This is a genomic window from Citrobacter sp. ANG330, from assembly GCF_047467925.1.
Taxonomy (GTDB): Bacteria; Pseudomonadota; Gammaproteobacteria; order Enterobacterales; family Enterobacteriaceae; genus Citrobacter_A; species Citrobacter_A amalonaticus_G.
The window spans coordinates 83091-106844 of sequence record NZ_JASJUI010000009.1 but is presented as its reverse complement, the minus strand read 5'-3'; the positions used below and the strand labels follow the sequence as shown (position 1 = coordinate 106844).

General features: G+C 55.6%; 19 protein-coding genes and 1 pseudogene. 6 read left to right on the top strand and 14 right to left on the bottom strand.

Annotation, left to right across the window (positions count from 1 at the left end; genetic code table 11):
- Nucleotides 1-5 precede the first annotated feature (5 nt).
- Together fdhF and yjcO are read left to right on the top strand one after the other, a co-directional pair.
- Complete coding sequence (gene fdhF / locus QNN88_RS18260; RefSeq protein ID WP_414241457.1) at nucleotides 6-2153, top strand: formate dehydrogenase subunit alpha; 2148 nt, start codon at nucleotides 6-8, stop codon at nucleotides 2151-2153.
- A gap of 173 nt (nucleotides 2154-2326) precedes the next feature.
- Nucleotides 2327-3016, top strand: a complete 690-nt coding sequence (gene yjcO, locus QNN88_RS18255) for a Sel1 family TPR-like repeat protein YjcO (protein ID WP_414241456.1) — start codon at nucleotides 2327-2329, stop codon at nucleotides 3014-3016.
- A 34-nt stretch (nucleotides 3017-3050) separates the two neighbouring features.
- Here the strand turns inward: yjcO and QNN88_RS18250 are convergent, their stop codons facing one another.
- The 8 genes and pseudogenes from QNN88_RS18250 to nrfA form a co-directional block, all read right to left on the bottom strand.
- Nucleotides 3051-3488, bottom strand: a complete 438-nt coding sequence (locus QNN88_RS18250) for a hypothetical protein (protein WP_414241455.1) — start codon at nucleotides 3486-3488, stop codon at nucleotides 3051-3053.
- A gap of 18 nt (nucleotides 3489-3506) precedes the next feature.
- Nucleotides 3507-4817 carry a glutamate/aspartate:proton symporter GltP gene (gene gltP / locus QNN88_RS18245; protein ID WP_042999068.1) on the bottom strand — a complete coding sequence of 437 codons (1311 nt, stop codon included), beginning with the start codon at nucleotides 4815-4817 and terminating at the stop codon, nucleotides 3507-3509.
- 397 nt (nucleotides 4818-5214) lie between these two features.
- A complete protein-coding gene (gene nrfG, locus QNN88_RS18240) occupies nucleotides 5215-5823 on the bottom strand; it encodes a heme lyase NrfEFG subunit NrfG (protein WP_414241454.1) in 609 nt (202 codons plus the stop codon).
- A pseudogene (gene nrfF / locus QNN88_RS18235) lies at nucleotides 5820-8031 on the bottom strand (heme lyase NrfEFG subunit NrfF). The gene nrfG and the pseudogene nrfF overlap by 4 nt, the downstream one beginning before the upstream one ends.
- 8 nt (nucleotides 8032-8039) lie before the next feature.
- Nucleotides 8040-8996, bottom strand: a complete 957-nt coding sequence (gene nrfD, locus QNN88_RS18230) for a cytochrome c nitrite reductase subunit NrfD (RefSeq protein WP_414241453.1) — start codon at nucleotides 8994-8996, stop codon at nucleotides 8040-8042.
- A complete protein-coding gene (gene nrfC / locus QNN88_RS18225; protein WP_414241452.1) occupies nucleotides 8993-9664 on the bottom strand; it encodes a cytochrome c nitrite reductase Fe-S protein in 672 nt (223 codons plus the stop codon). Before nrfC ends, nrfD begins: the two co-directional genes overlap by 4 nt.
- Nucleotides 9661-10224, bottom strand: a complete 564-nt coding sequence (gene nrfB, locus QNN88_RS18220) for a cytochrome c nitrite reductase pentaheme subunit (RefSeq protein WP_414241451.1) — start codon at nucleotides 10222-10224, stop codon at nucleotides 9661-9663. Before nrfB ends, nrfC begins: the two co-directional genes overlap by 4 nt.
- A 112-nt stretch (nucleotides 10225-10336) precedes the next feature.
- Nucleotides 10337-11773, bottom strand: coding sequence for an ammonia-forming nitrite reductase cytochrome c552 subunit (nrfA, locus tag QNN88_RS18215; RefSeq protein WP_414241450.1), 1437 nt, complete (start codon nucleotides 11771-11773; stop codon nucleotides 10337-10339).
- A gap of 430 nt (nucleotides 11774-12203) precedes the next feature.
- Between nrfA and acs the strand changes: the two genes are divergently transcribed.
- The 3 genes from acs (at nucleotide 12204) to actP (ending at nucleotide 16361) form a co-directional block, all read left to right on the top strand.
- On the top strand, nucleotides 12204-14162 hold the full coding sequence (gene acs, locus QNN88_RS18210) for an acetate--CoA ligase (RefSeq protein WP_414241449.1): 1959 nt from the start codon (nucleotides 12204-12206) through the stop codon (nucleotides 14160-14162).
- A gap of 238 nt (nucleotides 14163-14400) precedes the next feature.
- Complete coding sequence (locus QNN88_RS18205) at nucleotides 14401-14715, top strand: DUF485 domain-containing protein (protein WP_414241448.1); 315 nt, start codon at nucleotides 14401-14403, stop codon at nucleotides 14713-14715.
- Nucleotides 14712-16361 (top strand): cation/acetate symporter ActP, encoded by a 1650-nt coding sequence (gene actP, locus QNN88_RS18200; RefSeq protein ID WP_061075563.1) that lies wholly within the window; start codon nucleotides 14712-14714, stop codon nucleotides 16359-16361. The genes QNN88_RS18205 and actP overlap by 4 nt, the downstream gene beginning before the upstream one ends.
- A gap of 41 nt (nucleotides 16362-16402) precedes the next feature.
- Here the strand turns inward: actP and QNN88_RS18195 are convergent, their stop codons facing one another.
- Nucleotides 16403-17092 (bottom strand): LrgB family protein, encoded by a 690-nt coding sequence (locus QNN88_RS18195; protein ID WP_414241447.1) that lies wholly within the window; start codon nucleotides 17090-17092, stop codon nucleotides 16403-16405.
- Entirely contained in the window at nucleotides 17085-17495 is a 411-nt protein-coding gene (locus tag QNN88_RS18190; RefSeq protein ID WP_414241446.1) for a CidA/LrgA family protein, read from the bottom strand. Before QNN88_RS18190 ends, QNN88_RS18195 begins: the two co-directional genes overlap by 8 nt.
- A 102-nt stretch (nucleotides 17496-17597) precedes the next feature.
- Between QNN88_RS18190 and QNN88_RS18185 the strand changes: the two genes are divergently transcribed.
- Nucleotides 17598-18500 (top strand): LysR family transcriptional regulator, encoded by a 903-nt coding sequence (locus tag QNN88_RS18185; RefSeq protein WP_414241445.1) that lies wholly within the window; start codon nucleotides 17598-17600, stop codon nucleotides 18498-18500.
- Nucleotides 18501-18539: 39 nt separating this feature from the next.
- Here QNN88_RS18185 and QNN88_RS18180 read toward each other — a convergent pair whose 3' ends face one another.
- The 4 genes from QNN88_RS18180 to QNN88_RS18165 form a co-directional block, all read right to left on the bottom strand.
- Nucleotides 18540-19031, bottom strand: a complete 492-nt coding sequence (locus QNN88_RS18180) for an REP-associated tyrosine transposase (RefSeq protein WP_414241444.1) — start codon at nucleotides 19029-19031, stop codon at nucleotides 18540-18542.
- A 449-nt stretch (nucleotides 19032-19480) separates the two neighbouring features.
- Nucleotides 19481-21127 carry a Na+/H+ antiporter gene (locus tag QNN88_RS18175; protein ID WP_042999051.1) on the bottom strand — a complete coding sequence of 549 codons (1647 nt, stop codon included), beginning with the start codon at nucleotides 21125-21127 and terminating at the stop codon, nucleotides 19481-19483.
- Nucleotides 21128-21275: 148 nt separating this feature from the next.
- Nucleotides 21276-22625 carry a guanine/hypoxanthine transporter GhxP gene (gene ghxP, locus QNN88_RS18170; protein ID WP_414241443.1) on the bottom strand — a complete coding sequence of 450 codons (1350 nt, stop codon included), beginning with the start codon at nucleotides 22623-22625 and terminating at the stop codon, nucleotides 21276-21278.
- Nucleotides 22626-22969: 344 nt separating this feature from the next.
- Nucleotides 22970-23638 carry a glutathione S-transferase family protein gene (locus QNN88_RS18165; RefSeq protein WP_414241442.1) on the bottom strand — a complete coding sequence of 223 codons (669 nt, stop codon included), beginning with the start codon at nucleotides 23636-23638 and terminating at the stop codon, nucleotides 22970-22972.
- Between the last annotated feature and the right edge of the window lie 116 nt (nucleotides 23639-23754).

Sequence of the window (23754 nt, the reverse complement as noted above, 5' to 3'; positions counted from 1 at the left end):
GACCGATGAAAAAAGTCGTCACGGTTTGCCCGTATTGCGCATCAGGTTGCAAGATCAACCTGGTGGTCGATAACGGCAAAATCGTCCGGGCTGAGGCGGCGCAGGGGAAAACCAATCAGGGTACTCTGTGTCTGAAGGGCTATTATGGCTGGGATTTTATTAACGATACCCAGATCCTGACCCCGCGCCTGAAAACCCCTATGATTCGTCGCCAGCGTGGCGGCAAACTGGAATCTGTTTCCTGGGATGAAGCGCTGAACTACGTCGCCGAGCGCCTGAGCGCTATCAAAGCGAAATACGGCCCTGACGCCATCCAGACGACCGGCTCGTCGCGCGGCACCGGGAATGAAACCAACTACATCATGCAAAAATTTGCGCGCGCCGTTATTGGTACCAATAACGTTGACTGCTGCGCTCGCGTCTGACACGGCCCATCGGTTGCAGGTCTGCACCAGTCGGTCGGTAACGGCGCAATGAGTAATGCGATTAACGAAATTGATAATACCGATTTAGTGTTTATCTTCGGCTACAACCCGGCGGATTCCCACCCTATCGTGGCGAATCACGTGATTAACGCTAAACGTAACGGGGCGAAAATTATCGTCTGCGATCCGCGCAAAATTGAAACCGCGCGCATTGCCGACATGCACATCGCACTGCGAAACGGCTCGAATATCGCGCTGTTGAACGCGATGGGCCATGTCATTATTGAAGAAAACCTGTACGACCAGGCGTTCGTCGCCTCCCGTACGGAAGGATTTGAAGAGTACCGCAAGATTGTCGAAGGCTATACGCCGGAGTCCGTCGAGGCGATCACGGGCGTCAGCGCCAGTGAGATTCGCCAGGCGGCGCGGATGTATGCCGGCGCGAAAAGCGCGACCATCCTGTGGGGCATGGGCGTTACCCAGTTCTATCAGGGCGTGGAAACCGTGCGTTCACTGACCAGCCTCGCGATGCTGACCGGCAACCTCGGTAAGCCCAGCGTCGGCGTTAACCCGGTACGTGGCCAGAACAACGTTCAGGGCGCGTGTGATATGGGTGCGCTGCCGGATACCTATCCGGGCTATCAGTACGTGAAAGATCCGGCTAACCGCGAGAAATTCGCCAAAGCGTGGGGCGTGGACAGCCTGCCCGCTCACACCGGCTATCGCATCAGCGAGCTGCCGCACCGTGCGGCGCATGGCGAAGTACGTGCAGCCTATATCATGGGTGAAGATCCGCTGCAAACCGATGCGGAACTCTCCGCAGTGCGCAAAGGCTTTGAGGATCTGGAACTGGTCATCGTACAGGACATCTTTATGACCAAAACCGCATCGGCGGCGGATGTCATTTTACCGTCGACGTCGTGGGGCGAGCATGAAGGGGTCTTTACCGCTGCTGACCGTGGCTTCCAGCGCTTCTTTAAAGCCGTTGAGCCGAAGTGGGATCTGAAAACTGACTGGCAAATCATCAGTGAGATCGCCACCCGGATGGGGTATCCGATGCACTACAACAACACCCAGGAGATCTGGGATGAGTTGCGTCATCTGTGCCCGGATTTCTATGGGGCGACTTACGAGAAAATGGGCGAACTGGGCTACATCCAGTGGCCCTGCCGCGACACGTCAGACGCCGATCAGGGAACGTCTTACCTCTTTAAAGAGAAATTTGATACCCCGAACGGCATGGCGCAGTTCTTCACCTGTGACTGGGTTGCGCCCATCGACAAACTCACTGACGAGTACCCGATGGTACTGTCGACGGTGCGTGAAGTCGGCCACTACTCCTGTCGTTCGATGACCGGTAACTGTGCGGCCCTGGCCGCGCTGGCGGACGAACCGGGCTATGCGCAAATCAACGCGGCCGACGCGGCGCGTCTGGGTATTGAAGATGAAGCGCTGGTGTGGGTTCACTCGCGTAAAGGCAAAATTATCACCCGTGCGCAGGTCAGCGAACGCCCGAACAAAGGGGCTATCTATATGACCTACCAGTGGTGGATTGGCGCCTGTAACGAGCTGGTGACCGAGAACTTAAGCCCGATTACCAAAACGCCAGAGTACAAGTATTGCGCCGTGCGCGTGGAGCCGATTGCCAATCAGTCCGCCGCCGAACAATACGTAATTGATGAATACAACAAGCTGAAGACCCGCCTGCGCGAAACCGCAATGGGGTGATCCGCCGGATGGCGGCATGAATGCCTTATCCGGCCTACAGAGCGCTTGCGTTGTGGGTCGGATAAGACGGCATAAACGATGCTTCTCCAACAGCCTCACGTTACCGGAGGCTGTTTTTTTATCCATAGGATCTCTTTATACTGTCCCTTCCGTACCCTAATTAAAACTTAATAATGAAACCACTTCTTGCATTGATGTTATTGATGACATTCTTTGCCCGTGCTGCCGATCCTGAGCCAGGAAGCCAGTATTTGCAGGCCGCAGAGGCCGGTGACAAACGCGCGCAATATTACCTTGCTGACAGCTGGTTTAGCTTCGGCGATTTGAGCAAAGCCGAATACTGGGCACAGAAATCTGCTGACAATGGCGATGCGGATGCCTGTGCGCTACTGGCGCAGATAAAAATCACTAACCCGGTGAGTCTGGATTACCCGGAAGCGAAAATGCTGGCAGAGAAGGCCGCCCGGGCGGGCAGTAAAGCGGGTGAAATTACGCTGGCACGCATTCTGGTGAATACGCAGGCCGGTAAAACCGATTACCCCAAAGCCATCTCCCTGCTGCAAAACGCCTCTGAAAATCTGGAGAGTGATGTCGCCGTAGATGCGCAGATGTTGCTCGGTCTGATTTACGCCAACGGCGTCGGGATTCAGGCTGATGATGATAAAGCTACATGGTACTTCAAGCGCAGTTCCGCCATCTCTCGCACCGGCTATTCCGAATACTGGGCGGGAATGATGTTTCTGAACGGCGAACAGGGCTTTATTGAGAAGAATAAACAGAAGGCGCTGCACTGGTTAAATCTGAGCTGTACCGAAGGGTTTGATACCGGCTGCGAAGAATTTGAGAAGTTGACGAACGGATGATTCAGATTGCCTGATGGCGCTTTGCTTATCAGGCCTACAAGCGATGCCGACTCGTAGGCCGGACAAGGCGCAGTTGCCATCCGGCACAAGCGATGCCGACCCGTAGGCCGGATAAGACGCAGTCGCCATCCGGCACAAGCGATACCGACCCGTAGGCCGGATAAGACGCAGTCGCCATCCGGCACAAGCGATGCCGACCCGTAGGCCGGATAAGGCGCAGTCGCCATCCGGCACAAGCGATACCGACCCGTAGGCCGGATAAGACGCAGTCGCCATCCGGCATAAGCGATACCGACCCGTAGGCCGGATAAGACGCAGTCGCCATCCGGCACAAGCGATACCGACCCGTAGGCCGGATAAGACGCAGTCGCCATCCGGCACCAGCGATACCGACCCGTAGGCCGGATAAGGCGCAGTCGCCATCCGGCACAAGCGATACCGACCCGTAGGCCGGATAAGACGCAGTCGCCATCCGGCAATCCGTTAACCGTTACTGGGCGGTCTTGTCGAATTTACCCAGGACTTCGCGCTCATACGCCAGCGCTTTTTTACGGTCAAATTTGTGTTCCCACTTGGCGATAACCAATACCGCCAACGCATTCCCCACCACGTTCAGCGCTGTACGCGCCATATCGAGAATACGGTCTACACCGGCAATAAAGGCCAGCCCTTCCAGGGGGATGCCCACGCTGCCTAATGTTGCCAGCAGAACCACGAAGGAGACCCCCGGCACGCCGGCAATCCCTTTCGAGGTCACCATCAGCGTCAGCACCAGCACGATTTCCTGCCACAGCGACAGATCGATACCGTAAAGCTGCGCAATGAAGATGGCCGCAATACTCTGGTACAGCGTAGAGCCATCAAGGTTAAACGAGTAGCCGGTCGGCACCACGAAACTGGTGATAGATGCAGGCGCGCCGTAGGCTTCCATCTTCTCGATAATCCGCGGCAGTACGCTCTCCGAACTGGCGGTTGAGTAAGCCAGAATCAACTCATCTTTCAGAATACGGATAAGGATCCAGATACTCAGTCCACAAATACGCGCGACGATACCCAGCACCACCAGCGCAAAGAACAGGATCGCGAAGTGAACCAACAGCACCAGCTTCGCCAGCGGCCACAGCGAGGCAAAACCGAAGTTCGCCACGGTCACAGCGATCAGCGCGAACACCCCGACCGGCGCGTAACGCATGACCATGTGCGTCACTTTGAACATGGTTTCGGAGATGGAACGGAACACCGTCACCAGCGGCTCACGGTGTGTGGCCGGTAGTGAGGAAAGGCCCAGACCAAACAGCACTGAGAAGAAGATAATCGGCAGCATATCGCCTTTCGCCATTGAGGCGACAATGTTCGTCGGCACCAGCGACAGAATGGTGCCCATCAGGCCATGCGCGTGGCTCTGCACCTCTGCCGTCGTGTTCTGGTATTTCGAAATATCCACGGTCGCCAGTTGCGACATATCAATGCCGGAGCCTGGCTGGAACACGTTCGCCAGCGTAATCCCGAGGATAATGGCAATCGTCGTGATCACTTCGAAATAGAGAATGGTTTTCGCGCCGATACGTCCCAGTTGTTTCGCATCGCCGACACCGGCAATCCCGACAATCAGCGTGGAGATCACAATCGGCACGACGATCATTTTAATCAGATGGATAAAGATATCGCCTGCCGGAGAGAGCAGGTTAGCAATCAGCCACTCGCGGCTGTCGCTGTGATAATGCAAGTAACTGCCGAGTAGAATGCCAAGCACCATGGCAATCAATATCTGCCAGGCCAGGCTCAGTTTAAAACTTTTCATAACGACGGACTTCCTCAATGGAACGCCACTCCTGTTCATCGCACAGGAATGGATACATACTGAAAGGGTATGAATTGTGTTGCGTTGGTTAGTAGAATTTTTAAACGCTTATCCCCTCAATACTTCACGTTGCAGGAAGCCAACACATCTACAGCGTGAAGTACGACGGGTGTATAATCAGTACCATTTGCAGGGCATCTTACGCAACCCTTTAAGAACAGGGCTTTTCGCTGAAATAATGCATAATAACGCGAGTTTAGCCCATTTATAATGAATAACTATTTGTTATGGAAAGATTTTTAAATCTCCATTTTTGAATTATAACCACAGTGAATTATTTTTCCTGCGATGTCTATTTGCCTGTTTTTTAGACAGATAAATGATAAAAATGACAAAACTATTTCTGCCGATTCTGTAACAACTTCGCCATATTAATTGAATCTATCAGCTGTACGCGATTCACCCGCGGTGAATTCAAATCCAGGACTTTTTGCCACTGCACTATCGCCTGTTTGTAATCGGCCTGCATAAAGGCATCCGAAGCCAGCAGCATCATCGCGGTGACTTCGTTTGCATCCAGCACCAGCGCTTTATCGATCATCTCGCGTGTCGGCGGCGTCATGTGCAGACCTGCCTGGTAATAGAGGACGGTCGCCAGCGCCGAATAGATCTCCGCATTCTCCCCGCGAATACGTAGCGCCTGCCGGTACGCCAGCAGCGCATTCTCGTAATCGTTTCGCCACAGATAATACTCGCCAAGCAGCGCCCACTTTTCGCTGTCCTGCGGGTTGGCGCGAATCTGCTTTTGCAGGGCTAACAGTTGGGCTTCCGGCGTGGAGGTTTCAGCAAAGGCATGTAACGGATCGGCCAGCCGCTGTTGTTCATTGCGCACGGCCTGCCATTTCGGTGACAGCAGATAGCCGCACAGACAGACGATGACCATCAGCAATACCGCCAGCGCCAGCCGTTTGACAGGCATTGGGCGCGACGGTTCAGGTTGTCTCATCGTTGCCCCCCTTTTCGCCTGCTGACGCGCCACAAAATCACTCCAACCAGCAGCAACAGCAGGCACGGCAGCGCCCACAGCAACAGGGTTTGCGAGGTCAGCGGCGGATTATAGCGAACAAAATCACCATACCGTGCCGTCATCCAGGCCGTGATTTCGGCTTCATCTTTCCCTTCCGCCACCATCGCATAGACCTGATGGCGCATGCTGACAGCAACCGGCGCATTGGATTCCAGCAAGTTTTGATTCTGACACTGCGGGCAGCGTAACTGGCTGGCGATCGACAACGCCTTTTCCTGTTGCTGCGGGTTATCAAAAGCCCAGGTATCGACCACCTGAGCGTGGGCGGAAAAGGAGACAACCAACAGTAAGATAAACGCAATGATTGTGCCTGATGGCGCTGCGCTTATCAGGCCTACGCAGTGCTTAAGTAGGCCGGATAAGGCGTGTACGCCGCCATCCGGCACATCGCAGATAAGACTACGCATCGTGCCTTCTCCCCCGCCAGCCGCTCAGTAGCGCACCGGCAATCATCAACAGCCCACCACCCCAGATCCAGCGCACGCCGCTTTGAACATAAAAGCGTATGGCATACCGCTCCTCGCCCGTTTTTTCCCCCATCACCGCATACCAGTCATGAAGCAGATCCCAGCGAATGCCAGGCTCCATCATCTGCTGGCGGCGGGCGGAATAAAAGCGCCGCTCGGGCGTCAGGCTACCTATTCGTTTGTCGCCCTGCCACAGCGTAATAAGCGCCTTTTCGGTGGTGTAGTTCCCTTTCGCGGCCAGATCCAGCCGTTCAAAGCGGAAGGTGTAACCCGCCAGTTCAACCTGCTGCCCCGGGCTCAGGTTAAGGCTTATCTCCTGACGACTGCCGCTGGAGAAGAGTATCCCCGCAGCAAAAACCAATACGCCAGCGTGCGCCAGCAGCGCCGGGAGCTGGCGGCGTACGGTCCCCTTCCGGATTCTGACCATCGTAATAACGATCACCACCAGCATCAATAGACCAAACGGCAAGGTGGCGCGGTTAAAATAGGGCGCGCCAACGGAGAGCCGTCCCCAGCCCAGCAGGCCATAAATCATCGGGTAGAGCGTGCCAATCAGCACGATCAGCAGCACCGCGCAAAACAGCAGTAATGTAGCCAGAATGAGCATCTCGCGCGACCAGCCGCCCAACTGAACTGTTTGTGGGTTAATCCGCGCTTTCCACGCGTACAGGCCAAGCGAGGCCAGACTCAGAGTGGCAAAGAGCACAAACAGCGGTACGGCGCGCACGTTATCCAGCGCAAAAGCGTGGACGGAAACGAGAATACCGGAGCGGACAATCAGCGTTCCCAGTAACGAGAGGATCAGGGTGACGATCGCCAGCAGCAGCGACCCATGGCGGAATATTCCGCGTTCACGCGACACATGCAGACAGTGCAACAACGCAGTGGCGGAAAGCCAGGGTAATAAAGAGGCGTTTTCTACCGGGTCCCAGAACCACCAGCCGCCCCAGCCCAGTTCGCAGTAGGCCCACCAGGAGCCAAGAATGATACCGAGCGTCAATGCGCACCAGCCGGGCAGCGCCCAGCGCCAGCACACCCAGGCCGCCCTCTTTGTTAAATCGCCTTGCAGGAGTGAAGCCAGCGCCATACCGGCCGCCACCATCAATCCTCCGTAACCAAGATACAGCAGAGGGGGATGAAGAATCAGTCCCGGATGCTGCAGCATCGGGTTGAGATCGCGTCCTTCTATCGCCGGCGGAAAGAGGCGAACAAACGGATCGGACCAGAACACGATAAACAGCAGCAGAAAAGCGGTAATTGCGCAGAGCATACCGACGGTAAGCGGGAATAAGGGGGCAGATTCGCGGCGATATCGCCAGGCAAACAGCGCGCTCCAGCCGGACAAAAACAGCACCCACAACAGCAGTGAACCTTCATGACCGCCCCACACCGCCGCCAGTTTGAGTCCCCATGACAGCAGGCTATGGCTGTGTTGCGCCACATAGATAACTGAGAAATCGCTGGTCAGAAAGCAGAAGACCAGAATCAAGAAGGCAAGTAGCAGGCACACAAATTGCGCCCAGACGCCCACACTCGACAGACGCATAACGCCCCGCCAGCGCCGCTGAATACCCACCAGCGTGGCAAGCGGGGTCATCACGTTGACCCCGAGGCTTAATAACAATGCCAGAAAACCGGCTTCAGGAAGGAGTACGTCCAGAAATCACCTTACGCTACGGTTAGCTGTCCCGCATACAGAATGAAAAAGCGCAGTAACAGCACGCCCGTCAGACTGGCACCACATACCGCCAGCACACCATGAAACGTCGAACCGCGATTGGCCCAGGGTTTGAGCAGCATCGGAACGATCAGTCCTAATCCCGCGACGCCCAGCCAGAACCACCAGGTCCAGAATCCGCCGCCCAGCGCCGCCGACAGCGCACGCATTTTACCGTCATCCCCCAGCGCCAACCCGACGAAGAACGCCGCCAGCAGGAAAATTTCCAGCCACACCACCGGCGTTTCCATACGGTGAACAAAGTGCGCTTCGGTACTGTGGGGATTCCCGCGCTGGCGCAGAGCCATCGCAATCAGCGCCACTGCCGCACCGGAGGAGATCCCCGAGAACAGGAACAGCACCGGCAGGATCGGATTATTGAGGAACGGATAGGATTTCAGCGCCGACAGCAGGAACCCGGTATACGCCCCCAGCAGCACCGCCAGGACCAGCATCAGCGTCTCAAGCCCGCGATGGAACGGCGTCAACAGCGTCAACCCCTTCTGCACCAGTCCCAGACGCGGCAGCCAACGCTGTTGCAGCGCAATCACCTCTTTTTCAAAGATTTTTGCCAGCCACAGAATCAAGACCACCATATAGAGCTGGAACAGCATGACTCCCATCGACATCACCGACGTAAAGCTGTAATGGAACATCAGTTTCCAGAAGGTCCAGGGTCGCGTCAGGTGAAAGACCAGAATCAGCAGGCCGAGAATAATCGCCCCAGGACCCACCACCAGCGTGGTGCGCAGTAGCGTACTGTCCGCTCCACCCGCCTGCGGATGGAAACGGCGCAGCAGAATAGCCAGCGTCACCAGCCCGGCGGAGATTCCGATCAGAAACAGGTAGATGGCGATGGGCCAGTCCCACACCAGCGATTCAAAATGGAAAGCAGATGCGTTTGTCATTGGCTCACCTCCCCAAATTTAAAGGGAACGCGGTAGACCTTCGGTTTCGTCCCCAGTGCCAGCTTGTAGCGGTAGGTCGTTTTCTGTCGCAGCAGCCGGGAAATATCGCTGTTGGGATCGTCCAGGTTACCAAACGTCAGCGCCTTCGTCGGGCAAGACTCGACGCAGGCCGGCAGTTTGCCTGCTTTCAGGTTGGTTTTGCGGCAGAAATCGCACTTATCCGCCGTTTTGGTCACCGGATGGATAAAGCGCACACGGTACGGACAGGCGGCGATACAGTACTGACAGCCGACGCAGAGATCCGGATTCACATCCACGATGCCATTAGCGGCATCGCGATATGACGCGCCGGTCGGGCAAACATCAACACACGGCGCGTGATCGCAGTGCTGGCACGAATGACGGAAGAAACGGTACTTCACATCCGGAAATGTACCCAGCGGCTCGCTGCGAATGATCGTGAGTCGCGACACGCCTTCCGGCACGTTGTTCACTTCCCGACAGGCATCCATACAAGCGGTACAGCCGATGCATAATGACTCATCATGCACCATGCCGTAACGCACGCCGTTGATATTCAACGTCTTCGCCACCACGCGTCCTGCAGTACCGCTGACGGCCACCAGCGCGCCGACGCCGGTGATGAACTGGCGACGAGAGCAACTCATGGATGCTCCTTAAGCAAGGGCACAGACGCCGGATTGAAGTTCGGATTGTTACGCTGATCGCTGTGGCAATCGACGCAAATTTTAATCCGTCCTTTATCGCTTAACGTCTGCATCGTGTCTTGCTTCGGATGCAGCGAGTGACAGCTGGCGCAGGCGACTTTAGTCACGTGAACATCGTGCGGCCAGAACGCTTTTTGCAACTGCTCAGGCAGGTGACAGGACATACAGACGCTGTTTTGCTGTTCCACGTTGTACATCGGCTCGTTAAAGCGCATCACATCCTTCACCCCTTCGCGGTGCTGAGGTGACGGCTGACCGTGACAGTTGGTACAGGTGACCGGTAGTTTATTGTTCGGATTGGTGACGGAGGCATGTTTGCCATGCATCCCTTCGGTATCCGGCTTGTGACAGTCCAGACACGCGGCATCCGGGCTACGCTGCGGCGTCACCTCCCAGCGTTCCGATTCCTGAGGCGTTGGCGTGGCGGTTATCCCGCTCAGGCTCCATAACAGACCTGTCGCCAGCACCCCAGCAGTTAATAACGAACGTAATACGCTCATATTCACTCCGTTGCATAATGCCTGATGGCGCTACGCTTATCAGGCCTACAAGACTTCCGTAGGCCGGATAATGCGCGTGCGCTGTCATCCGGCAAATTTGTCACATGTGAGGTTATTGGCTTAACAGACCGTTTTTACGCGCCTGCTCTTCCCACTGCGGAATCACCGTTTTGATGAAGTCCTGCTTCTCGGCGTTAATCTGCTGCATATTCAGGCCAATGGCCGCCTGGGCTTTCTCTTTGGTAGAGATATCCGGGATCGCGATTTCATGGGTGATCCCTTTGGTTGCCAGCAAACGCGCCAGTTTGGTTCGGGCATCCGCCGCTTTATCCATCGCGCTGCCTAACATCCGCAGCCCTTCTTCAGGCGCATGCATATGGATGCCGTGCGAAGCAATCGACAGGTCCCAGCGCCACTGTGCGTGACGGATATCTTCCAGAATCGGCTTCATCTCGGCTTCCGTCGCCCCGGCATCCCAGGCCGCTTTCGCTTCGAAGTGCGCGTGAACCAATTGATCTTCGACTTTGATTTTCAGCTCGTTGATTGCTTTCTTACGCTCGGCAACCACATTTTGCAGGGCGGCTTTGTCCTGGGTGTGGCAGTTCGCACAGGTCTGCGGGAAGTTGTCGAACGGGTTGCCAATCTTATGGTCGGTGTAGAGTTTGCCTTCCGCGTTCTGCACTTTCGGCATATGACAATCGATACAGGTCACGTTATTTTTGCCGTGGATACCCGCGCTCCAGGTTTCATACTCCGGATGCTGCGCTTTCAGCATGGGGGTTTTAGACAGTGAGTTGGTCCAGTCGGAGAAAGCAATGGCGTCGTAATATTTCTCCATGTCCTCGACTTTCATGCCGTCATCCCACGGGAACTTAACGGCTTTGTTCTTGCCGTCAAAATAGTATTCCACATGGCACTGACCGCAAACCATCGACTGCTGATCGAAACGGCTGGCTTTATCGAACGGCTTGCCGATGGTTTCCATCGCGCGTTCGGCATACGGACGAGACAGCGTCAGCTCCGGTTTGCCCTTCGCAAAGTCCGGTGATGCGGTGTTATGGCAGTCGCCGCAGCCTAAATTATTCACAATTTCCGGGCCGCCACGCGCCCATTTACCGTGGAAGTAACCGTCTTCACCGTCTTTCTGGATCAAACGCGCCACGTCCGGGCTTTTGCAGCTCCAGCAGGCCATCGGCAGCGGGCCATCTTCGGCATTTTTCGGTGCGCCGGTACGTAAGGTTTCACGCACATCGGTCACCGCATAAGCGTGCCCACGCGGTTTGTTGTAATCACGGGAGAAAGGATACCCCGCCCACAAGATCACCAGACGGGGATCTTCAGCCAACGCGTCTTCACGTTTTGCTTGTTCTGACGTGGCTTTCCATGAGAGGTATTGATCAGGATGCTGAGGGGCGAAGACGTCATTCTTCGCTTCAACAGTAACAGTCTTTGCGGGTTCGGGCGTTTGCTCAGCATAAACCGCAGAAATGAAAAACAGCGGTACGATCAGGCTGAAGAAACGGCGTGCGCGTAGTGTAATCCTTGCCATAGAGGTCTCATCCAGATTGCGCCATTGTGTTCAATGACGGTTCTTTTTTATTCTATCCATGACGATAACCACACACACCGCCATGACATTGCCCTATCCAGATGTAACAAAAAACCACACTCAAAATGTTGTCTTTAGTCAATTGTAAGTGTATGTAAAATACCACTTTAGAGTTAGTCAGGCCGGTTTTTAGCTACTCCTTTCCAGTTTTTAGACCCCGATCGCCTTTCTTAAAAAATTAACATAACCCTCTGTAACCGAAAGATTTAAGCAACTTTTGTTGGTTTCCTTCAAAAAACGTATTGCCGCTTATTTGCACAATTCCTGTATTGCGTGATCTGTCGCGCAAAAGCTAAACAAAACTGCCAAAACCCCTACTTTTAACGTTTATGAGACATATTATTAACATCCTACAAGGAGAACAAAAGCCATGAGCCAAATTCATAAACACGCTATTCCCGCTAACATTGCGGATCGTTGCCTGATAAACCCGGAGCAGTATGAGGCTAAGTACCAACAATCTATTAACGAACCCGATACCTTTTGGGGTGAGCAGGGAAAAATTCTCGACTGGATCACGCCGTATCAGAAAGTAAAAAACACCTCTTTCGCGCCGGGCAATGTGTCCATTAAATGGTATGAGGACGGCACGCTGAACCTGGCGGCAAACTGCCTGGACCGTCATCTGGCCGACAATGGCGACAACACCGCCATCATCTGGGAAGGCGATGACGCCTCGCAGAGCAAACACATAAGCTATCGCGAGCTGCATCGCGATGTCTGCCGTTTCGCCAATACCCTGCAGGATCTGGGGATTAAAAAAGGCGATGTGGTGGCAATCTATATGCCGATGGTGCCAGAAGCCGCCGTTGCAATGCTGGCCTGCGCGCGCATTGGTGCCGTGCATTCAGTGATCTTCGGTGGTTTCTCGCCGGAAGCGGTCGCCGGGCGCATCATTGATTCCAGTTCGAAGCTGGTGATCACTGCCGATGAAGGCGTACGTGCCGGTCGCAGCATTCCGCTGAAGAAAAACGTCGACGACGCGCTGAAAAACCCGAACGTGAAAACCATCGAACACGTGGTCGTACTCAAGCGCACCGGTGGCAACATCGAGTGGCAAGAAGGTCGCGACCTGTGGTGGAGCGATCTGATTGAAAAAGCCAGCGCTGAACATCAGCCCGCAGAGATGAACGCTGAAGATCCGCTGTTCATCCTCTATACCTCGGGCTCCACCGGTAAACCGAAGGGCGTGTTGCACACCACCGGCGGTTATCTGGTGTATGCCGCCACGACCTTTAAATATGTATTTGACTACCATCCGGGTGATATCTACTGGTGTACCGCCGACGTGGGTTGGGTTACCGGTCACAGTTATCTGCTGTATGGCCCGCTGGCCTGTGGCGCCACGACGCTGATGTTCGAAGGGGTGCCGAACTGGCCGACCCCGGCGCGCATGAGCCAGGTAGTGGATAAGCATAAGGTCAATATTCTGTATACCGCGCCGACGGCAATCCGCGCGCTGATGGCAGAAGGCGATAAGGCAATTGAGGGCACCGACCGCTCATCGCTGCGCATTCTGGGTTCCGTTGGCGAGCCTATCAACCCGGAAGCGTGGGAGTGGTACTGGAAGAAAATCGGTAACGAAAAATGCCCGGTGGTGGATACCTGGTGGCAGACCGAAACCGGGGGATTCATGATCACCCCGCTGCCCGGCGCGACCGAACTGAAAGCCGGTTCCGCCACGCGTCCGTTCTTCGGCGTGCAGCCAGCGCTGGTGGACAACGAAGGCCATCCGCAGGAAGGGGCTACCGAAGGCAACCTGGTGATCACCGACTCCTGGCCGGGACAGGCGCGTACGCTGTTCGGCGATCACGAACGCTTTGAGCAAACCTACTTCTCGACCTTTAAAAACATGTACTTCAGCGGCGACGGCGCGCGTCGTGACGAAGACGGTTACTACTGGATCACCGGTCGCGTCGATGACGTGCTGAACGTCTCCGGTCACCGTCTGGGTACGGCGGAAATTGAATCCGCACTGGTGGCGCATCCGAAGATCGCTGAAGCGGCGGTGGTCGGCATTCCGCACAACATCAAGGGCCAGGCGATTTATGCCTATGTGACGCTGAATCACGGCGAAGAGCCGTCCCCTGAGTTGTACGCTGAAGTGCGCAACTGGGTGCGTAAAGAGATTGGCCCGCTGGCGACGCCAGACGTGCTGCACTGGACCGACTCACTGCCAAAAACCCGCTCCGGCAAAATCATGCGCCGTATTTTGCGCAAGATAGCGGCAGGCGATACCAGCAATCTGGGCGATACCTCGACCCTCGCCGATCCTGGCGTGGTAGAGAAACTGCTCGAAGAGAAGCAGGCCATCGCGATGCCTTCATAACAAAAAATATGCCGGATGGCGCTGCGCTTATCCGGCCTACGCCCCTGCAAGTTCTGACCCTACCCTCTCTTCACCGGGAGGGAAAATATAAAAACCTCCCCAAAGGATTTCGTGTCACAGGAAGGCGGCAAGCGAGCACATCCCCAGTTGCATAGTTCAACTGTGTGACTGGGGTGAGCGAAGTGCGCCCAACGCACCTGTGGCGCGAAAGACGAAGGGGCCTCTGGAGAGCTCTGTGATGAATGACAATATTTATCAGCGGATAGAAGACAGTGCGCGTTTCAGGGAGTTAGTTGAAAAACGGCAACGGTTTGCCACGATACTGTCGATCATCATGCTGGTGGTCTATATCAGCTTTATTCTGTTGATTGCCTTTGCGCCTGGCTGGCTGGGGACCCCGCTTCATGAGGGAACCAGCGTCACCCGGGGCATTCCAATTGGCGTGGGGGTCATTCTGATCTCCTTCGTGCTGACCGGTATTTATATCTGGCGGGCGAACGGCGAATTTGACCGTCTTAACAATGCGGTACTGCAAGAGGTTAATGCATCATGAAGAGAGTCCTGACGGCGCTTGCCGCCACACTACCCTTCGCGGCCAACGCGGCGGATGCGATTAGCGGTGCAGTACAACGCCAGCCAACCAACTGGCAGGCGATTGTCATGTTTCTGATTTTCGTTGTGTTTACGCTGGGTATTACCTACTGGGCCTCTAAACGCGTCCGTTCACGCAGCGACTACTACACGGCGGGCGGGAATATCACCGGTTTCCAGAACGGACTGGCGATTGCGGGCGATTACATGTCGGCAGCGTCGTTCCTCGGGATCTCCGCACTGGTGTTTACCTCCGGCTATGACGGGCTGATCTACTCGCTGGGCTTCCTCGTCGGCTGGCCAATCATCCTGTTCCTGATCGCTGAACGCCTGCGTAATCTCGGGCGCTATACCTTTGCCGATGTAGCCTCTTATCGCCTGAAGCAAGGTCCGATCCGTATTCTGTCGGCCTGCGGTTCGCTGGTGGTGGTTGCCCTTTATCTGATTGCACAGATGGTCGGTGCGGGCAAACTGATTGAACTGCTGTTCGGCCTGAACTACCACATTGCGGTGGTGCTGGTCGGCGTGCTGATGATGATGTACGTGCTGTTCGGCGGCATGCTGGCGACCACGTGGGTGCAGATCATCAAAGCCGTTCTGCTGCTGTTCGGCGCCAGCTTTATGGCCTTTATGGTGATGAAACACGTTGGCTTTAGCTTCAATAACCTGTTCACCGAGGCGATGGCGGTCCACCCGAAAGGCTCTGCGATCATGAGCCCTGGCGGGCTGGTGAAAGACCCGATTTCCGCGCTCTCGCTGGGCCTCGGCCTGATGTTTGGTACAGCGGGTCTACCGCACATTCTGATGCGCTTCTTTACGGTCAGCGATGCCCGCGAAGCGCGTAAGAGCGTGTTCTACGCCACCGGTTTTATGGGTTACTTCTATATCCTGACCTTTATCATCGGCTTTGGCGCGATCATGCTGGTCGGCGCGAACCCAGCGTATAAAGATGCGGCAGGTGCGCTGATTGGCGGAAACAACATGGCGGCGGTACACCTGGCGAATGCGGTGGGCGGGAACCTGTTCCTCGGCTTTATTTCTGCCGTCGCTTTCGCCACCATTCTGGCGGTGGTCGCCGGTCTGACGCTGGCGGGCGCTTCTGCGGTCTCACACGATCTGTACGCTAACGTATTCCGTAAAGGCGCAACTGAACGTGAAGAGTTGCGGGTATCGAAAATCACCGTGCTGGTGCTGGGCGTCATCGCCATTATTCTCGGCGTGCTGTTCGAGAATCAGAACATCGCCTTCATGGTCGGCCTGGCATTCGCTATCGCCGCGAGCTGTAACTTCCCGATTATCCTGCTTTCCATGTACTGGTCGAAGCTGACCACGCGTGGCGCGATGTTGGGCGGCTGGTTGGGTCTGCTGACCGCGGTAGTGCTGATGGTTCTTGGCCCCACCATTTGGGTACAAATCCTCGGCCACGAAAAGGCTATCTTCCCGTATGAATACCCGGCGCTGTTCTCCATCAGCGTGGCATTCCTGGGGATCTGGTTCTTCTCTGCCACCGATAACTCGGCAGAAGGCAATCGCGAACGTGAGCAGTTCCGTGCCCAGTTTATCCGTTCCCAGACGGGCTTCGGCGTCGAACAAGGCCGCGCCCACTAATCAACGCGCGTTTCCCCGGTCAGTCAGGCCGGGGAATCTTTTCAGAACATCAGCCTTGCCACCAGCGGGGCGACCAGTACCATCACCACACCGGAAAGCATCATCACCAGGCTTGCAACCACGCCTTCCTGCTGGCCCAGTTCATACGATCGCGCCGTTCCCGCGCCGTGCGAGGCCGCACCAAATCCCGCACCTTTCGCCATTCCTTCGCGAATCGACAAACGCAGAAACAGCGCGTCACCCACCGCCATGCCAAAGACGCCGGTCACCACCACAAACAGCGCCACTAAATCCGGCTGCCCACCGAGTGGTTCAGCCGCCGCAAGGGCAAAAGGCGTGGTCACCGAGCGCACCGCCAGACTGCGCTGGATTTCATCTGGCAGAGTAAACAAACGTGCCAGCCAGACGGAACTGGTCACCGCAACCACCGTGGCGGTGACCACGCCTGCAGTCAGCGACATCCAGTGACGTTTGATAATGGCAAAATTGTCGTAAACCGGCACCGCAAAAGCGATCGTTGCCGGGCCAAGCAACCACAGCAGCCAGTGGGATTCGCCGATGTAGTTTTGCCAGGAAATATGTCCATACACCAGCATCAATACCAGCAACGCGGGCGTGAGGACCAGCGGCATCAACGGCAGCTTACGAAAGCGACGATACAGACGTTTATTGGCAAAATAGATAACCAGCGTGATCGCCAGACAAAGCACGCTGAGCTGGAGATTAGTCACGGTTTACCCTGCTTATCTCATAGCGATAGACTTTATCCACCACCCACGCCGTGGCACCGAGAACCATCAGCGTGCTGATCGCAATCACTGCAAAAATCCGCCAGCCGTCCACCAGCAGCAGATGGGCGTAGTTCACTACCGCCACCACGGCCGGAACAAAGAACAGCAGCATCTCCGCCAGTAACCAGCGCGCCCCGGCACGCACCCAGCTCAGAGGCAGGATACGACAGACGATCAGCGCCAGCATCAGCACCATCCCCACCAGATTGGCGGGCAGCGGAAGATGCAGCCAGGCGACAAGATATTGCGCAATGAGAAATAAACCTGCATACAGCAGGACCTGCACCGGAACCTGGAGTCGTTGCAAAACGGCAGGCGTAACGCGGCGGATCGCCACAGCCATGAGGGAACATCCTGAAAATAATAAGAAGCGCCAGTATAGAGAGCCCCCGCCGATGACTGAAATGAATTAAAATCATTGCAGGCATAGTCGGAAGGAATACTCATGGATATCAGAACGCTGCGTTATTTTGTTGAAGTGGTGCGCCAACAGAGCTTCACCCGCGCAGCGGAAAAGCTCTTTGTCACCCAACCGACCATCAGCAAGATGTTGAAAAACCTCGAAGATGAGCTGAACTGTACGCTGTTGATCCGCGACGGTCGCAGGCTGCTGTTAACCGATACGGGCCAGGTGGTGTTTGAACGTGGGCTGGCGATTCTGGCTGAGTTCCGCCAACTGGAAGCGGAACTGGGCGATATTAATCACCTCAGTAAAGGCCTGCTGCGGCTTGGCATCCCCCCTATGGTGGGAATGCTGATGGCCGGACCGATCGGCCTGTTTCGCCAGCGTTACCCCGGCGTAGAGCTTAAGGTTTCCGAGTTTGGCGGGTTGACGGTGCAACAGGCGGTGATGAATGGTGAGCTGGATGTGGCGATGACCGCGCTGCCGGTGGAGGAAGAGAGCGGGCTGGCGACCTTGCCGTTGTTCAGCCATCCGCTCTGCGTGCTGGTTCCTCGCTCCGGCCAGTGGACCACCTGCCAGTCCGTGTCACCAGAAGCACTGGCCGGGCATCCGCTGCTGATTTACAACGAAGATTTCGCGTTAAGCCGCCAGTTGATGCAATTATTCAGCGAACATGACGTGAAGCCGCGTATCGCAGTGCGCAGCGGACAGTGGGACTTTCTTGCGGCGATGGTGCAGGCGGGCGTCGGGATTGCCATTCTGCCGGAGCCCATCTGCGAACGGCTGGACAAAAATACGCTACGCTGGATCCCGCTGGAAAGCGAGTTGCGCTGGGAGTTAGGGATGATTTGGCGGGAAGGCGTTTATCTCTCACACAGCGCGAAAGCGTGGTTATCGTGCTGCGAGGGGTTTTGGGCGAAGCACGTCCCCCCGGTTGCCCGGTAAGCGTAGCGCCACCGGATGGCGGCTAGCGCCATATCCGGCCTACACCCGTTCACCAGCCTGTAACGATGTGATGTCACCTGCCCACTCTTGCGGGTATAAACCTCGCCGCACATCGCGATGAAACGTTGAATACGGCCAGTCTTTTACCTGCGTTACCCATCCATGCTTAACGGGATTGATATAAATATAATCAACATGTCGTCGGTAATCCTTCTGGTCCCGAATGGTGTGTTCCCAGAAACGGGGTTGCCAGACTTGCTGTAAACCGAGTGACTTTGAAAAAGTCTTTTTGATGGCCCGCCAACGTGCTGAAAAATCATACTCGTTGTCAGGCAAAGTCCAGATACAGTGCATATGTTCGGGCAGAACGACCCAGGCGTTGATTTGAAAGGGTTTATTTCTTATAACCGTCCCAATAGCCTCTCTGAGTACCGCAATGTGTGTTGTTAAAAGATGACATCTGCGATTACGCAGGCTAACGGTAAAAAACCATGTTCCACCGTTAATGTAGTTACGCCGATAATCAGACATATCCCCTCCTTTTTTACGCAAAAATAGGAGGCGAAAAGGAAGACGGCAAGCATCACAAACGCATTCAGGAATGCGGCTCGCAAACTGAATTGCCGGATGGCGGCTGGCGCCTTATCCGGCCTACGAATGTGCGTAGACAGTAGGCCTGATAAGCGCAGCGCCATCAGGCAACCTGTGGGTTCTATTGGTTTTCAATCAGCAGTGCTTCCGTTTCATTACTGATCTCACGGATGGCGGCTGACGCCTTATCCGGCCTACAAATGTGCGTGGACAGTAGGCCTGATAAGCGCAGCGCCATCAGGCAACCTGTGGGTTCTACTGGTTTTCAATCAGCAGTGCTTCCGTTTCATTACTGATCTCACGGATGGCGGCTGACGCCTTATCCGGCCTACAAATGTGCGTGGACAGTAGGCCTGATAAGTGCAGCGCCATCAGGCAACCTGTGGGTTCTACTGGTTTTCAATCAGCAGTGCTTCCAGCAGATCCAGGTCGTGAAGCAGTTTCTGCAGGGTTTCATTGCTGATTTCACGGGTGGCGCGCAGGTGATATAGCTCCGCCCGCTCTGAACGCAGCGCCGCGAGGCGGAAGCGGCGTTCCAGATTCTCTTCCTGGAGCGAACTCTCAACATCATTGCGCCCATCCGCGCGACGCCGCAGGTTACCGATAACGCGGGAACTCACCTCGGTCAGCAGCTGATTATCAATGTTCTCTTCGGTATCCGCCGCCAGACGCTCTTCCATCTTCTGAATGGCGACAATCGCCACCTCCGCCGTCGCCGCACGGGCAATCCGCTCCTCTTTCAGTTGCTGAGAATGATCGGCCACTTCCAGATGTTGCAGCAGAATCGGCAGCATAATCACGCCGACAAACAGCGAGAACAGAATCACGCCAGCGGCCAGGAAGACCAGTTCGTAGCGCGCCGGGAAGACGTTGCCATCTGGCAGCAGCAGCGGGATAGACAGGACACCCGCAAGGGTGATAGCCCCGCGAACGCCCGCAAAGGAGGCGATCAAAATTTCCCGTGTTGTCCAGGAACCAAACTCCATTGGTTTCTTTTTCAGAAAACGCATGCTGAAGTTTTTCATCGTCCACAACCAGCCGAAACGCACCAGCATCAGCGCCACATAAATCAGGATGATATCGGTAAACAGCATCCAGATTTCTACGTTCGGATCGGCCTCTGCCGCCACCAGCGATGACTCGAGAATGCCCGGTAATTGCAGGCCCAACAGCAAAAAGACCATGCCGTTAAACACAAACTCAAGCATCGCCCAGGTGCTGTTGGCACGCAGACGCATGGCCAGCGGCGCGCGGCGCATCACGCCGGAACGGGTGATCGTCATCCCGGCAGCGACTGCGGCCAGAATGCCCGATACGCCAATGTGTTCCGCGATCAGATAAGAGGCGAACGGCAGCAGGAAAAGCAGGACGATTTGCGTCGCTGGCTCATCGCCGCCCCAGCGGCTGAGAAAGCGCAGCGAGCGACCGTACAGCCAACTGACCACAAAGCCCGCGAGGATACCGCCTATCGCCACCTTAAAGAATTCCACCGTCGCGCCGCCAACGGTAAATACCATTGTGCCCATCGCCACCGCAACGGCAAACTTCAGTGATACCAGGCCAGAGGCATCATTCATCAGCGCCTCGCCTTGCAGGATGCCCATGATTTTCTTCGGGATCCGCCCTTCACCGACAATGCCGGAAAGCGCAACCGCATCGGTGGGCGACAGCACGGCCGCCAGCGCAAAGGCCGGAATCAACGGAATGCCCGGCACCAGCCAGTAAATCAGAAAACCAATGCCGACCACGGTGACCAGCACCAGCGCCAGTGCCAGACCGAAAATCTCTCGCCCATGTTCAAGAAATTCTCGCGTTGGCGTCTTCCAGCCATCTGCAAACAGCAGCGGCGGGATAAACAGGACCAGAAACAGTTCGGGATCAAATTCTACGTGCAGACCAAACGTCGGCCACGCCAACAGCGCACCAATCGCAATCTGCATAAGGGGTAAGGGGAGCTGGAAGGGCAATACGCGCGTAAATACCCCGGACAGCGAGACCACAAGGGTCATGATGAGTATTGTGAAGAAGATTTCCATGCGTTCCCTGTTTGCGATGTTTCTTATGTATTTGAGAGGCGTCGTACCTCGATTTTACCTTTTTCAGAGTATCGCAAAAGACAACGAGAGTGTGCTGAAAATAAAAACGGGCGGCAAAAGCCACCCGTTTTTCGGAGCGGTCCAGGAATCAGATGGCCCAGCCGCCGGCATAGAACGCCACCAGCGCCACGGCGATCACCACGGTGCCGATGTTCAGCTTACGCCACTCACCCGACACCACGCGACCAATCACCAGCGTGGCAAAGCCGATCATGATGCCGGTCACGATGTTACAGGTCAGTACGATGAACACCGCCGTCACCAGACCCGCCATCGCATCGACAAAGTCTGCGAAATCGATTTTCGCCACGTTGCTCAGCATCAGCAGACCGACGTACATCAGCGCAGGCGCCGTTGCATACACCGGAACGAGGTAAGAAAGTGGCGAGAGGAACAGGATCAGCAGAAACAGCACGCCAACGGTGATCGCCGTCAGACCGGTTTTACCGCCTGCTGCCGTACCAGCTGCCGACTCGATGTAAACCGCGGCAGGCGCAGCCCCCACCAGACCGGAGAACACGCTGCTCAGGGAGTCCGTGGTCAGCGCTTTACCGCCATCGATAATCTGCCCGTCTTTATCCAGCAGATTCGCCTGACCCGCCACAGCGCGGATGGTGCCGGTGGCATCAAACACCGCGGTCATCACCAGCGCCAGGACGCTTGGCAGAACAACCGGATTCAGTGCCCCCATGATATCCAGGCTGCCAATCAGCGATTTGCCGTTTTCATCGCTCAGCGACGGCATGGCGAAAATGCCGGAGAATTTCACCGCCGGATCAAAAATCAGACCGACCACAGAAATGCCGATAATGGTCAGCAGAATGCCGCCCGGCACTTTCAGTTTCTCCAGACCGATAATTACCGCCAGCCCCACCAGCGACATAATCACCGGGAAGGTGGCGAAGTGGCCGAGCGCCACCGGAAGACCGTCCAGCGGATTCTTGATAACCAGACCCACGCCGTTCGCCGCGATCAACAGCAAAAACAGGCCGATACCGATGCCGGTGCCATGCGCGATGCCCTGCGGCAAATTGCGCAGGATCCAGCTACGAATCCCGGTGGCAGAGATAATGGTAAACAGCACACCCATCAGGAATACCGCGCCGAGCGCAACCGGAACGCTAATCTGCTGGCCCAGTACCAGGCTGAACGCGGTGAAGGCGGTCAGCGAGATGGCACAACCAATCGCCAGCGGCAGGTTTGCCCACAGCCCCATGACGATAGAACCCAGACCGGCCACCAGACAGGTCGCGACGAACACCGCCGCAGGCGGAAATCCGGCTTTGCCCAACATGCCAGGCACGACGATAACGGAATACACCATCGCCAGAAACGTTGTTAAACCTGCCACCACTTCCTGACGAACGGTGCTTCCACGGTGTGAAATTTTAAACCAGGCGTCGAGCGAACCGCCGGTACGCGCTGAAGGCGTAGACATAGAAAACATCCCCTGAGAGTTTATTATTCGTTCTTATGCGTGGTGGACAATCCACTGCCAGCGCAACGTCAACTCCCTGTGCTCTGATCGCGACAAAAGGGGGTCGCAAAAAGCAAACGTTTAGCTCCGCGCATAAAAAAACGGGTAGTAAAAAAAAGCAAACGATTATCCAGCGATCATACGGGGATTTTCAACTGAACTTTGCCGCTTTTTACGCATTTCTTGCACTAATGCTGAAGAAATCACCAACTGATGCGCAAACGTTATCGTCAATGCGCAATCCGGCAACATAATTTGCAGGTAGCGTCGCAAATGCCGGGTTGAGTACGGCTAAAAAACCGCCATCAGCCGCCAGGAATCTCAAAGGGTCCGCCTTGCTGGATGGCCCGTTGCCAGGCGGGACGCATTTCCACGCGTTTTTTCCACGCGAAAATATGGGGAAGATCGGCAATACCGCCACGCGCCAGTAGCGCAAACAGCGGAAAACTCATCTGGATATCCGCCATGCTGATATGCTCCCCGGCAAACCACGGGTGCGCGGCGAGATGCGCGTCAATAAAACGTGCGTGGGTTTCCAGTTGCGGATTGAGATACGTTTTTTGCACGCCTTGCCCCAGCGCGCCGCCCAGCGTGCGCAAACCAAACGGCACGGGGGGTTTCCCCAGACCGGAAAAGACCAGCTTCATTAACAGCAACGGCATCAGCGACCCCTCGGCATAGTGCAACCAGAAGCGATACTGGCGCGTAGACTCCGCGTCATCCGGTTTAAACCGCCCTTTGTGGTCGTAGGTGTCCTGCAGGTACTCAAGAATTGCGCCGGATTCGGCAAGGATCGCGCCGTTATCCTCCACAACCGGGGATTTGCCCAGTGGATGGATTTTCTTCAGTGCCGGTGGGGCGAGCATGCTCTTTTCACGCTGGTAGCGCACAATCTGATAAGGCAGCGACAACTCCTCCAGCGCCCAGAGAATGCGCTGTGAGCGGGACTGGTTTAAATGATGCACCGTCAGCATGATGTTCTCCCGTCATCTCCTCTAACTCACTCTAGTAAATTATGGGAGATCGCGAAAAAAATTCGCCTAAAAAACCGTCAGATTTGCTGGTAAATGGGATAACGCGACTTACACTT